Raw genomic sequence first — 12,496 nt, 5'->3', positions numbered from 1 at the left:
ATCTCAGAGAGGTATGGTAAGTCAATCCATGTCAAGCAAAAGTACTCTGTCTTCTTGTCCTAGGCTTTGGAATATGAACGCTATTCTGAGCACAGAGAGGTGTTCGAATTACTATAGGAAAAAAGGCCCCGAAAAACAGCATTTTCGGGGCCTTTTGGCGGGGTGCAAAAAGTGTTCAGAAAAGAATTGATGCGCCAACTGTAGCTGTCCAAACAATAGGGTTCCGCCTTGGTTAAGCTACTTATCTCAGGAGCCGTTTGCGGTCCTTATTTAGCAGGAAGCTGAACAGGTGCGCCCTCCAGGCGCACCCAATCCGGAAAGTCGTCCGCCAGTAAACGCGCTTCCATAAATGCGTACAGGAAATAGCCACGTTTGATTGATATGTAGCGCAGGAAGGAGGGCAGCGCGAGGCAATGCCGCAGGCCCAGCACCCACATATGGCCCTGCACTTTGGGATGCATCTGCCCCAGCCATTCTACCAGCTCAAGCGCCTTGGGGGAAGGCGGTCCAGCTGCCGGTAATACAATTCTGTTGCCGCCGTGATTCCCTGAGCAAGCTCGTCGGGCAAGGCTTTATAGGTGGCTTTCATACTTTTGGCATACGCCGCACACCGGTATTCAACCGGAATATCCGGCCACAACTAAGCGGCGGCCGCTGGCGGAAGTCGACCGAACCGGCTGGTAAACGTAAGCAACTCCTTACGCGCTATGTGTAGCCCCTGCTATGCGGGGCTGCTGGTGCAACCCTACTATTTCACTTACCCTAACTTCCAAAACCAATGATTGAATCGAAAGGCTACGCGGCGCAAAGCCCGACCACGGACCTTGCTCCCTGGACCTTTGAGCGCCGCGACGTGGGCGCCCACGACGTGCAGATTGATATCCTGTTCTGCGGCGTGTGCCACAGCGACTACCACCAGATCAAAAACGACTGGTTCCCGGGCATCTTTCCCATGGTGCCGGGCCACGAAATCGTGGGCCGCGTTACCCAGGTTGGGGCTCACGTCAAGAACTTCAAAGTAGGCGACCTGGCCGGCGTGGGCTGCATGGTCGACTCCTGCCAAGTGTGCAGCAACTGCCAGGACGACCTGGAGCAGTACTGCCTGGAAGGCAACACCCAGACCTACAACAGCCTCGGCCGCGACGGGCAGCCCACTTACGGCGGCTACGCCAACAACATCGTGGTGCGGGAGGAATTCGTGTTGCGCGTGTCGGATAAGCTCGACCTGGCCGCCGTGGCCCCACTGCTGTGCGCCGGCATCACCACCTACTCGCCGTTGCGCTACTGGAACGTGGGCAAGGGCCACAAGCTGGCCGTGCTGGGCCTGGGCGGGCTGGGCCACATGGCCGTGAAGTGGGGCGTAGCCTTCGGCGCGGAAGTAACCGTGCTCAGCACCTCTCCCGACAAGGAAGAGGCCGCCAAAGCCCTGGGCGCCCACAATTTCGTGGTGACCAAGGACGAGGCTCAGGTGAAAGCCGTGAGAGGCTCGTTCGACTTCATCCTCGACACCGTGTCGGCTCAGCACGATCTGGGCATGTATCTGTCGTTGCTGAAAACCAACGGCACGCACATCATCGTGGGCGCTCCGCCCAAGCCGCTCGACCTGGCCGCCTTTTCGCTGATCATCGGCCGTAAAAGCGTGGCGGGCTCCAGCATCGGCGGCATTGCCGAGACGCAGAAAATGCTCGACTTCGCCGCCGAGCACAACATTGTGTCGGACATCGAGCTGATTGACTTTAAGGACATTAACACGGCCTATGAGCGGATGCTCAAGGGCGACGTGCGCTACCGCTTCGTGCTGGACATCGCCACGCTGTAGCCTTTGCTAAGTCGGATACCGGCCCCGCTCCTGCTTGCACCCCGGTGCTGCAAGAGCGGGGCTTGGCTTTGCAGTTGACGGCGCCGCTGCCAGGGCCGCAACGTGCCGCTGCAGGTCCCGAACGCACCAATCAACTACTCCACCACTGCCTAACTCCATGGAAACCCAGCCCCGAACCATCTTTGCGCGGGAACTAGCCGGCGAGGTTATTTCCCTCGACGACCCGGACTACCCGCAGATCTACGCCATTATTCGCAAGGCCATCCGCACCACCTCGGAGCTGAACGCCATGGTGGTCGACGACAACGAGCAGGTGAACCGCGTGTTCAGCCAGCTGATCAACCAGCCCGTGGATGCCACGTTCTTCCTGATTCCGCCCTTCTACACCGACTTCGGCCACAACATCCGGATTGGTAAAAACGTCTTCGTGAACCACGCCTGCACCTTCATGGACCGGGGCGGCATCACGCTGGAAGACAACGTGCTGGTCGGGCCCAAGGTGAACCTGATTACCACCAACCACCCCACCGACCCCACCCAGCGGCGCAGCACCATTTCCTCCCCCATCGTGCTCAAACGCGGGGCCTGGATTGGCGCCAACGTGACCATCATGCCGGGTGTTACCGTCGGGGAAAACGCCATTGTAGGGGCCGGCGCCGTGGTGACCAAAGACGTAGCCGCCAACACCATTGTAGCCGGCGTGCCGGCCCGGGTCGTGAAGCACCTGTAGCGCCCCCGGGCCTCTTGAGCGGCAGTATCAGCCCATGCGTCATCGTCCGGCCGGCCCGGCGCACAGCCGCGCTGGCCCGGGGAGTTACCAATTAGCGCCCCGCAGCTTTTCGGGCTGAATCACCCGGATGAACTTGCTGGTCAGCTCCACGATTCCGGCCTGCCGAAACTCGCTGAGCGTGCGGCTCAGCGACTCGGGCGCGGTGCCGACCAGGGCGGCCATGTCGTCGCGGGAGATATGGATGTGCGGAGCGGAAGGCATCAGCTCACTTTCCTTCTGGTGCAGGCGCAGCAGCATGTCGGCCACGCGCTTGCGCAGGGAGTTGTAGGCCATGTCGAGCAGCAGCACTTCCTGCTCCCGCACCTGGCCCGCGAGCAGGCGCACAAACTGCCGGCTGACTTCCGGGTTGCGCAGAAGCAGCTGGGTGAAGTCGTCGGCCGGGATGTAGAGCAGCACAGAATCCTCCACGGCCACGGCCGAATCGGAATGAGCGGAGCCGTCGAGCAGGGCTTTGTAGCCAAAAAACTCGCCGGCCTGGTAGAGGCCCGTAATCAGCTCTTTGCCTGCGGCGGTGCTCTTGCTGGTCTTTACCTGGCCCGCCCGCACAAAGTAAAGCCGCGCGGCCTCGTCGCCTTCGCCATAAATCATCTGCTTGCGTGCCACGGCGTGTGGCCGACGGTCGTCGGAGAGGCTCTGCAGGGTCATGACGTTGCGGGCATCGTCCAGAAACTCGTGCAGCCCGTCGGCGTGCAGGTCGTAGTCGGGCCGCAGGTGCTGAAACCGGCTGATCCGGCCGGCAATAGCGCTGAGCAGCTCGGCCCGGTCGAAGGGCTTGGTCAGGTAGTCATCGGCGCCCAGCTCCATGCCCCGGCGCTGGTCGGCCCGCTCAGTTTTGGCCGTCAGAAAGATGAACGGCACGCCCGAAAGCTGGGGGTTCTGGTTGAAGATCTGCAGCACGCCGTAGCCGTCGAGCACGGGCATCATAATGTCGCACACCACCAGGTCGGGCTTGGTGGCCAGGGCCTGCTGCACGCCCAGCTGGCCGTTTTCGGCCGTAAGCACCGCGTAGCCGGCCAGTTCCAGCAGCTCGGCGGTATTTTCCCGAATGAACGCATCGTCTTCAATCAGCAGAATGGTTTTCATACGGAATGGTTAAGGTAACGGTGGTGCCTACGCCCAGGGTACTGTGCAGCACGATGGTGCCCTGCATCAGCTCCAGGTACTTGGCAATAATGTAGAGGCCCAGGCCCGTACCGGGCACGTAGGCCACGTTGCGGGCCCGAAAAAACCGTTCGAACAGGTGGGTCTGGTCTTCCGGGGCAATGCCCACGCCTTCGTCCTGCACGCTGAGCGTGAGCTGCTGCCCGCGGCATTGGGCCCGTACCACTACCCGCGCGTTTTCGCCGGAATATTTCAGAGCGTTGGAGAGCAGGTTGACCATGATTTTGCGCAGCAGCGACGGGTCCAGCCAGATGGGCGCGGCGCAGCTCACCTCCTGCCCAATGGTCTGGCCCGCCTTCAGCAGGCCCTGCACGTCGGTAATGGTTTCCTGCAGCAGATCCGGGAGCAGCACCCGCGCGGCGCAGGTTAGCACCCGGCCTTCCTCGATGCGTCCCACGGCCAGAAACTCCTCGAGGATGTTATTCAGGTGGAGCACCGACTGCCGGATGCGGTCTAGGTGTTTGAGGCGTTTGTCCTGCTGGGCGTCAGCGGTGTACTGCTCGATAAGCTCGGCCGAGGTGAGGACCGCCGTGAGCGGGGTGCGAAACTCGTGCGAGGCCATGCTCACGAAGCGCGACTTTAGCTCGCCCAGCTCCTGCTCGGCGGTCAGGGCCTTGGCCAGCTCGTTCTTGTGCAGTTCCAGCTGGGCCAGGGTGCTGGTCAGGGCGTAGGTGCGGTTGGCTACTTTCTGCTCCAACTCGGCATTGAGCCGCTCTACGCGCCGCCGCTCGGCCAGCAGCTCCTGGTCGGCCTGCCGTTTCAGGGTGATGTCCAGGATGTAGGCCACGGCATACAGCTCGGCATCCAGATTGAAATAGCTCAGGCTGACTTCCACCGGAAACACCGAGGCATCGGCGCGCAGGCCTTCCAGGTCGCTGCGGTGGGCACTCATGGCCCGCACCTGAGGGTGGGCGTTAAAGGATTGGCGCAACTGCTCGTGCCGCCGGCTGCCGGCATTGGGTATCAGCTCCTCAACTCTCAGCCCGGGCAGAGCCCCTTCGGGATACGCAAATTGCTGGTGGGCCATCTGGTTGGCCGACACAATCGTGCCCGCCCGGTTGCAGACCAGGATGCCAATGGTGGCATTGGCAAAGACGGCCTCGTAGCGCCGCACGCTCTGGGCCAGCTCGTGCTCCACCTGGTGCAGGCGGGTCTGGGCCGTGATGCGCACCAGAATAGACGGCATGCTCTCGGCCTGGAAGTACGTCAGCTCGATGCAGGCCACAAAGGCACTACCATTGGGGCAGTTGATTTCGGTTTCAGCCTGCTGGCGGCCGTGGCGCCGGCAAAGCTCGCGCAGCAGGGCCCAGTCGTGGGCCGACAACGCGGGCGTGCGCAGGGCGCGGGCCGGCTCGCTCAGAAACGCCTGCTCGGAAGCATAGCCCAGCAGCTGAACCCCGGCCGGATTGACCCGCGTAAACCAGCCCTGGCCGGGGTCATAAACGCCCAGAAACTCGGGGGCCTGATTGATGAGCACATCGGTCAGGGAGTGCGCAAAGTGGTCGGTAGCCATAATTCGAAGCAGGAAAACCGCCCGGCAGAATAGCCAGCGTAGCGCCGTCGCTAAGGTCGGCAAATTTGAACGGAGCGGGCCGGTGACGAAGATCAAGCAAGCTGGTGAGGCGGCTCATGTTGCGCGGCCTGCGCCACAAGTACTTTTACCGGCCTACCCCACACGCTATGCCCTTTTCCTCCCTTTTTCCGCCGCTGTCCCCGGATACGGCCGTGCTCCTGGTGCTGCTGCCAGCGGACTATGGCCAGGTTTCCCAAATGGTGAGCCTGACCGATACCTGGATTCAGGCGCTGCAGCGGCGGCTGGGTGCCAGCATCCGGGTACTCAAGATTGAGGCTGCCCAGCACCCGGCCGTGGTCCTCAGCTTTGGAGTGGCCTCACTACCGGCCTGCGTACTGCTGCACCACGGTATTGAGCTGGGGCGACAGGAAGGCCTGCCCACGGAGGAAACCTACGCTATCAGCCTGTTGCTCAAGATGCAGGCCGACGCGCGGGAATCGGAGCAACCCTAACCGGCCGCCCCGCTACTGACCAAGCTCTACTCCCTCCGATGCTGCCAGGCGGCCGCCTGGTGCCAGAGCCAGAACGACCTGGGACCTACTCCGGGGCAGCCACTGCCATTGAGCCGATGGTAGCTACTGGCGCGGGCCTTGGCTTCACGGCTGGCCGCTTGGGTGCCAGCGCCTGGCGCGGGGCTGGCCGGGCACTGGTTGCTTTGGCTTCGGCTTTGGGCGTAGCCGCGGCTGTCGGTACCGCTACGCGCGTAGCGGGTTTGCGCGCGGCTTTGGCCGCCGGTTTGTCTTGCTGACGGCGGCGCTGCTTGAGCACCAGGCCGGCGAGTTGCAGAACCGATTTTCGCACGGCTTTGGCCGCTTCTTCGGGCCCACCTAGTAATGGCTGCAGCAGGTTGGTCAGCTCGCCGGCCAGCTGCTGGCGCACCATCTTTTTGGTGGGCCGCGCCGCCCGCGCATCGGCTTTCACCTGCCGGGCCTGCTGTTTGAGTAGCTGCCCGGATAGCTGCCGCAGGGTTTTGGCCACGGCTTTGGAAGCCGGCACCGCGCCGGCCGGGCCGATATGGGGCGCTACGGCAGTGGTGAGCTGGGCGGTAAGAACTTGCTGGGAGGATTTCATACAAAAGAGAAAACGAAGTGAGAAAAGCAAGGCGCGGCTTAGCGCAGCCCCAGCACCACGGCGGCCAGCAGCACCAGCGTAGCCATAAAGGCCGAGATGATGAGCGTGTCGCGGGTGGAGGTGTCGCGCTCGGTAGCAGGTGAGACAGGTTCCATAAAGCGGGGAAAACCGGGTGGGAAGTACGTAGGTGAGCGTTTCGGGGCCAGTCAGGCCGGCAGTACCGGCTTGGCTTCGACCTGCACCGGGTGGCCCGGCGCGGCGTGGGTCAGCTCGGTTGCCAGCACCTCGCCGGCCGCCCAACCATCCAGGTTCTGACGGGTAGTGGCGGCAATGTTGCCCAGGGCCTCCTGGGTCAGAAACGCCTGGTGCCCGGTGATGAGCACGTTGGGGTAAGTCAGCAGGCGGGCAAACAGCGGGTCGGCGGGGGGCTGCCGGGAATGGTCCTGAAAAAACAGCGCCTGCTCGTGCTCATATACATCCAGGCCCAGGTAGCCCAGCTGCCCCGAGTCCAGCGCGGCCAGGGCGGCTTCGGTATCCAGCTCCGCACCCCGGCTAGTATTGATCAGCATCACGCCCTTTTTCATGAGCGCCAGCCGCTGGGCATCAATCAGGTAGGGCGCGTGCGGCGTCATGGGCGCGTGCAGGGTAATGATGTCGGCCTCGGCACAAAGCTGGTCCAGGCTGGTGTAGGTCACGCCCTCGTGGGCGGTCAGGGCCGGGTTGGGCATGGGGTCATAGCCCAGCAGCCGGCAGCCAAACCCTTTCAGAATGCCGGCCACGATACCGCCTATGTGCCCCAGGCCGATAATACCGACGGTTTTGCCGTGCAGATCAAAGCCAATCAGCTCGTCGAGGCGAAAATCGTAGGAGCGCAGCTGCCGGTCGGCCCGAATCAGGCGGCGGTTCAAAGCCAGCATCAGGGCCAGGGTGTGCTCGGCAATGGCGTAGGGCGAATACTCCGGCACATTGGCTACCCGCAGGCCCAGCTCCTGGGCACGGACCAGGTCTACCTGGTCGTGGCCGGTGGCCCGGATGGTCATAAACCGCACGCCCTGCGCGTGCAGGGCCTCCAGCACCGGGGCCGAGGCGTCGTCGGTACTAAAAATGGCCACTGCCTTCGAGCCCTGGGCCAGCGGCGCCGTGTCCACGCTCAGGTTGGCCTCAATGAAGCGGAGTGGATGCTCGGGGCCAAGGGCTGCACTCAGGTAGGCTTGCTCAAAAGGCTTGGTGCTGAAGACCGTGGTTTTCATGGGCGGCAGTATGGTAGAAAGCAAAGGTGAGGTACTGCCAGCGGGAAAAGAATGAGCAGAATCATGCCCGGGCTTGACCTGCATCAAGACAGCGGGCCGGGTAAAGAGCCAGCTTTATCCAGCTTAGCCCACCGGGCCTGAGCGGTTCGTACTTCTCTTTCTCCTGCTGCCATGGCTACCTGCGTTCTTGTTTTTTCCGACCTGTTGGCTACCGCCTCGCACGTAGCCCAGGTGGCGGCGGCGGTTAGCGCGCCCCTGCGGGCCCGCCTGGTGCTGCTGCGCCTTTGCCTCACGCCCGAGCCCGAAGTGCTGAGCGTGCCCGGGGTCCGCTTACCAACCACCCAGGCCGATGCCGTTCCGGACCTGCCCGATGCGCCGGAGACCGAACTAGTGGTGTCGGAAAAGCCACTTGCGGAGGCTGTGGCCGAGGCCGTGCGGCGCTACCAGCCGCTGCTGCTGGTGATGAGCCTGAGTGCGAAGCCTACCCTGCTGGACGAGTTGCTGCGCGACCAGGCCCTGCCCGTGCTGCGGGCCACGGGCCTACCCCTGCTGCTTATACCGCCCACGGCTACTCCAGCTATTCCCCGGCGCGTGGCCGTGGCCGTCGATTCGCGGGCTTTTCTCCTCGATGCCGGCAGCCGGGCCCTTACGCCGCTGTTCTACCTGTGGCCGGCAACCTATACCGTTGTGCACGTGGTGGCCGAGGGAGAACAGCAGGCCTTTCCCGGGCAACGGGCCCTGGCCAGCATCCGGGGCAGCAAGCTTCTGGCCGACCAGCCGCTGGAGCTGTACGAAGAGCAGCACGGGCCGGCCGCTGATGGCGTTCTGCGGGCCCTCGATGCCATTCCGGCCGATTTGCTCGTGCTGCCGGTGCGCGCGCATAGCTTCTGGAGCCAGCTTTTTCATCACAGCGTGACAACCCAGGTGTTGCGGGGCAGCCGGGTGCCGGTGCTGCTGCCCGCCGCGGGGCGCCCTCAAGCGGAGTGGCTGCCCGACGTGTGCTGAGAAACCCGGTACGGCCGCCGGGCAGCCGTCGCCGCTTGACGAAACTCATCCCTGGGCCTGCGTTTCGTCAAGACCAGCGGCCGGGCTTGCTCCTAGATTTGCCGGCTGCAAGCGGCCCGCCATCTGCTGCGCTTTCGGTTTTCTCTTCGCTATTCAGCCTGCTCACCAGCTCATGAACGACTCTTTACAACTCAGCCTGGCCAACAACGCCAAAGAATGGCTGGCCCTGTCCCAGTCTATTTCTACCTCGGAAAAAGCCACGTTTGATGCGTTGCACAATGGCTTTTTTGCCGCCTACGGGCCAAATTTTATGGCGCACGTGTACCGGGCGGCCATTGAGCAGGTGCTGCAAAACATGCCCACCGTTGAGCGCGAAAAGCTCCTGGTTGCCTTCCGCCAAGCCATGGATGCCGCTATTGATCAGCATGCTTATATGCTGCCCACCGCGGCCGACTGCTCAGCCTGCCATGCCCGGAAGTTTTAGGCCGGCCCGCACTTATTTGGCTTTTTACCATCGCCTGCCCCCGCTCGGGAGCGGGCTGCTTTCCGGGAACGAAGCCCTGGTTCTTTGCCAGCAGCAGCCAAATCCGTCGGTTGTGCCGGTCGTGGCCGCCGGGTAGCGCCGGGTGCGCTGGCTACTGCCGGAGAAGTGACGCACGTATTCCGGGTAAACTGTTGAGCTGGCAAGTTCGTAACGCCAGAACTTACCATCTGTCCATGTCTGTGAATCCTGCTTCTCTGTTGCCCGACGATGAGCGTGAACGGCTGCGCAGCCTCCGCACCTACGACGTATTGCCGACCCTGATTGAGCCCATCTTCGATGAGTTTGTCGCCCTCACGGCCCAGGTGTTCAGCTTACCTATTTCCCTGATTGCCGTAGTCGAGGAAGAGGAAGTGCTGTACCCGGCCAACCACGGCATGCCCGGCAACGACCGGCAGCCGCGCATTGCAGCCCTGTGCTCCACGGCCATCCAGAAGTCGCGGGCCGTGGTCTACCACGATCTGCTACTCGAAACCACGGCTACCATTACGCCCGAGGCGGCGCAGGCAGCCCAGCAGAACGAGCTGCGCTTCTACGCCGGCGCGCTGCTGCGCCTACCCGACCAGACCCCACTGGGTACTCTCTGCATCATCGACCGGCAGCCCCGCTCCTTCAGCGCGGCCGAGCAACAGGTGCTCGATCAGCTGGCGGCCTTAATCAGCCAGGCAATTGCTGTGCGCCACTCCTGCCTGCACCAGTCGGGGGCCGGCTCCGACCAGTGGGAACAGCTGCGGGCCCAGCTGCAGGAGGAGCTGCGCGAGCTGACGGCCCTGGTGCGCTACCTCTTCACCCGCCACGGCGTCCAGATTCCGGTGCCGGCCGAATTACTGGCGCAGGTAGAGCGCCGCCTCCACGATTTCAAGGCCCTGCTCGATGAGCACGAGTGCTCCTGATCCGGACCGTTCGATAAGCTCGTGCGGGCGTGCAAATACGCTGCTATGGCGCGGGCATTTCTGCCAGCTTCCCCGGCCTTAGCCGTTGCGCGGCGAGAAGCCGCGCAGGCGCAGGGAGTTGGTCAGCACCGATACCGAGCTGAGGGCCATGGCTCCGGCTGCCAGCATGGGCGAAAGCAGCAGCCCAAAGACGGGGTACAGCAGGCCAGCCGCCACGGGAATGCCCAGCACGTTGTAGATAAAGGCGAAAAACAGGTTCTGCCGGATGGTGCGGATGGTCTGGCGCGACAGGTCGATGGCCGTGACTACGCCCTGCAGGTCGGAGCGCATGAGTGTGATGCCGGCCGCTTCCATGGCCACATCGGTGCCGCCACCCATGGCTAGCCCAATGTCGGCCTGAGCCAGCGCCGGCGCGTCGTTGATACCGTCGCCGACCATGGCTACCGTGCGGCCTTCGGCCTGCAGCTCCTTCACCTTGCTGGCTTTCTCCTGGGGCAGCACCTCGGCGAAATAACGTTTGATGCCCACCTGCCCGGCCACCTGGGCGGCCGTCTGGGGGTTGTCGCCGGTCATCATCACCACCTCGATGCCCATGGCCTGGAGCCGCTGAATGGCCGCCGCCGACGTGTCCCGCACGGTATCGGCTACCCCGATAAGGCCCACGACCTGGCCCGCTACGGCCACGTAGAGCACGGTTTTAGCCTGGACCAATAGTTCGCCGGCCTGCTGGCGCACGGCTGCTGGCAGGACCACGCCGGCTTCCTCCAGCAAGCGGAAATTCCCGATAAGTACAGCCTGGCCATCGACTACGGCGGAGGCACCTTTGCCCTCTACCGCCCGAAAATCGGCCACGGGCACTACGGGCGTCTGCCGGGCCTCGGCGTAGCGCACCACGGCCTCGGCTAGCGGGTGCTCACTCTGCCGCTCCACGGCCGCTACCACCTGCAGCAGCCGGGCCGCGTCTTGGCCTTCAGCCGCCACAAAATCCGTCACGGCGGGCTCACCCCGGGTAATGGTGCCGGTTTTGTCGAGCAGCACGGTATTCACCCGGCCGGCTTTTTCCAGGGCTTCCGCATTGCGAATCAGCACGCCGTACTCGGCGCCCTTGCCTGTGCCGACCATGATGGCCGTGGGCGTAGCCAGCCCCAGGGCGCAGGGGCAGGCAATGATGAGGACGGCCACAAAGTTGACCAAAGCCAGCGGCAGGCGCGTCTCGACCGGTGCCAGGGCAAACCACAGCACGAACGTGAGAATAGCAATACCGACCACGGCCGGCACGAAAACCGCGCTGACCTGGTCGGCTAGGCGCTGAATGGGCGCCCGGCTGCCCTGGGCGTCTTCCACCAGCTTCACAATCTGGGCCAGCATGGTCTCGGTGCCCACTTTCGTGACGCGGAAGCGGAAAGAACCGGTTTTGTTGAGCGTGGCACCGAAGACCGGGTCGCCGGTCTTTTTCTCGACCGGCAGGCTTTCCCCCGTGAGCATGGCCTCGTCCACGGCCGAGTGGCCTTCCTCCACGATACCGTCGGTGGCTACTTTCTCGCCGGGGCGCACCAGCACCAGGTCGCCGGGCTGCACCTGCTCGATGGGCACATCGACCTCCTGCCCGTCGGGGCGCACGACGCGGGCCGTTTTGGCCTGCAGCCCCATCAGGGCCTTGATGGCCGCCGAGGTCTGGGTTTTGGCGCGCATCTCCAGCACTTTGCCCAGCAGAATCAGGGCAATGATGGTAGCGGTGGTGTCGTAGTATACTTCGGGCATTAGCCCCCGGCTCGTGAAAAACCGGGGCACCACGGTGGCGGCCAGGCTATAGAGAAAGGCCGCCCCGGTGCCCACAGCAATGAGCGTATCCATGGTAGCGGTGCCGTGCCGGAAGCTGTTCCAGGCCGAGGTATAGAACTCGCGGCCGCTGTAGAGCAGCACCGGCAGCGTCAGCAGCAGCAGGCCGTAGTTCAGTTCCTGCATGTTGACGCGCGCCATCAGGGCCGGCCACAGCATGAGCATGCTCAGGGGCATAATGATGATGGCCAGCACCATAGCCACCCAGAAGCGGCGTTTCAGCTTTTGGTAAGCCAGGGCCTTCTGCTCGTCGATTTCCGCGCTGCGCTCGGCCGCGCTGGTGTCCGGTGCCCGTTCACTGACGCCGTAGCCGGCCTTCACCACCGCCTCCCGGAGCGTGGCCCGGGTAGCTTCCGTGGGCACGTACTCAACGGTGGCCTTTTCGGTGGCAAAGTTGACCACCGCCCGCGTGACTCCCGGCGTGCGGGCCAGGGATTTTTCCACGAACGAGGCACAGGAGGCACAGGTCATGCCTTCGATGTCGAGTGTTTCGGTTTTAATATCAGGTTCCATAACAGGTGAGCAGCAAAGAGAAGAATGAAGCTTTTCGGCTC

12 protein-coding genes are annotated in these 12,496 nt (G+C 63.4%); 6 read left to right on the top strand and 6 right to left on the bottom strand.

Features of this window, described 5'->3' with window-relative positions:
• Window positions 1-266: 266 nt before the first annotated feature.
• Window positions 267-461, bottom strand: coding sequence for a hypothetical protein (locus LGH70_RS09990; RefSeq protein WP_226185090.1), 195 nt, complete (start codon window positions 459-461; stop codon window positions 267-269).
• A gap of 317 nt (window positions 462-778) precedes the next feature.
• Here LGH70_RS09990 and LGH70_RS09985 point away from each other — a divergent pair, with 317 nt between their 5' ends.
• On the top strand, window positions 779-1,819 hold the full coding sequence (locus LGH70_RS09985; protein ID WP_226185089.1) for an NAD(P)-dependent alcohol dehydrogenase: 1,041 nt from the start codon (window positions 779-781) through the stop codon (window positions 1,817-1,819).
• Between the two features lie 157 nt (window positions 1,820-1,976).
• Window positions 1,977-2,549 (top strand): sugar O-acetyltransferase, encoded by a 573-nt coding sequence (locus tag LGH70_RS09980; protein WP_226185088.1) that lies wholly within the window; start codon window positions 1,977-1,979, stop codon window positions 2,547-2,549.
• An 84-nt stretch (window positions 2,550-2,633) separates the two neighbouring features.
• On the opposite strand, the gene LGH70_RS09975 is transcribed toward LGH70_RS09980, so the two are convergent.
• Entirely contained in the window at window positions 2,634-3,692 is a 1,059-nt protein-coding gene (locus LGH70_RS09975) for a response regulator (protein WP_226185087.1), read from the bottom strand.
• Window positions 3,670-5,283: a sensor histidine kinase gene (locus LGH70_RS09970; RefSeq protein ID WP_226185086.1), complete on the bottom strand. Its 1,614-nt coding sequence runs from the start codon at window positions 5,281-5,283 to the stop codon at window positions 3,670-3,672. The genes LGH70_RS09975 and LGH70_RS09970 overlap by 23 nt, the downstream gene beginning before the upstream one ends.
• 167 nt (window positions 5,284-5,450) lie before the next feature.
• Here LGH70_RS09970 and LGH70_RS09965 point away from each other — a divergent pair, with 167 nt between their 5' ends.
• Complete coding sequence (locus tag LGH70_RS09965; protein ID WP_226185085.1) at window positions 5,451-5,795, top strand: YbbN family protein; 345 nt, start codon at window positions 5,451-5,453, stop codon at window positions 5,793-5,795.
• Between the two features lie 85 nt (window positions 5,796-5,880).
• Here LGH70_RS09965 and LGH70_RS09960 read toward each other — a convergent pair whose 3' ends face one another.
• Window positions 5,881-6,414 carry a hypothetical protein gene (locus LGH70_RS09960; RefSeq protein WP_226185084.1) on the bottom strand — a complete coding sequence of 178 codons (534 nt, stop codon included), beginning with the start codon at window positions 6,412-6,414 and terminating at the stop codon, window positions 5,881-5,883.
• A 206-nt stretch (window positions 6,415-6,620) separates the two neighbouring features.
• Entirely contained in the window at window positions 6,621-7,664 is a 1,044-nt protein-coding gene (locus LGH70_RS09955; RefSeq protein WP_226185083.1) for a 2-hydroxyacid dehydrogenase, read from the bottom strand.
• A 171-nt stretch (window positions 7,665-7,835) separates the two neighbouring features.
• On the opposite strand from LGH70_RS09955, the gene LGH70_RS09950 reads away from it, so the two are divergent.
• The 3 genes from LGH70_RS09950 to LGH70_RS09940 all read left to right on the top strand — a co-directional run bounded on the left by LGH70_RS09950 (window position 7,836) and on the right by LGH70_RS09940 (window position 10,103).
• Window positions 7,836-8,669, top strand: a complete 834-nt coding sequence (locus tag LGH70_RS09950; RefSeq protein ID WP_226185082.1) for a universal stress protein — start codon at window positions 7,836-7,838, stop codon at window positions 8,667-8,669.
• A gap of 172 nt (window positions 8,670-8,841) precedes the next feature.
• Window positions 8,842-9,153: a hypothetical protein gene (locus LGH70_RS09945; protein ID WP_226185081.1), complete on the top strand. Its 312-nt coding sequence runs from the start codon at window positions 8,842-8,844 to the stop codon at window positions 9,151-9,153.
• Between the two features lie 239 nt (window positions 9,154-9,392).
• Window positions 9,393-10,103, top strand: coding sequence for a GAF domain-containing protein (locus tag LGH70_RS09940; RefSeq protein WP_226185080.1), 711 nt, complete (start codon window positions 9,393-9,395; stop codon window positions 10,101-10,103).
• Window positions 10,104-10,181: 78 nt separating this feature from the next.
• Here LGH70_RS09940 and LGH70_RS09935 read toward each other — a convergent pair whose 3' ends face one another.
• A complete protein-coding gene (locus tag LGH70_RS09935) occupies window positions 10,182-12,455 on the bottom strand; it encodes a heavy metal translocating P-type ATPase (protein WP_226185079.1) in 2,274 nt (757 codons plus the stop codon).
• Window positions 12,456-12,496: the final 41 nt, after the last annotated feature.

Origin of the sequence: Hymenobacter nitidus (genome assembly GCF_020447315.1) — a bacterium.
Lineage (GTDB): Bacteria > Bacteroidota > Bacteroidia > Cytophagales > Hymenobacteraceae > Hymenobacter > Hymenobacter nitidus.
The sequence above is the reverse complement of the archived record's forward strand: the minus strand, read 5'-3'. Positions and strand labels throughout refer to the sequence as shown.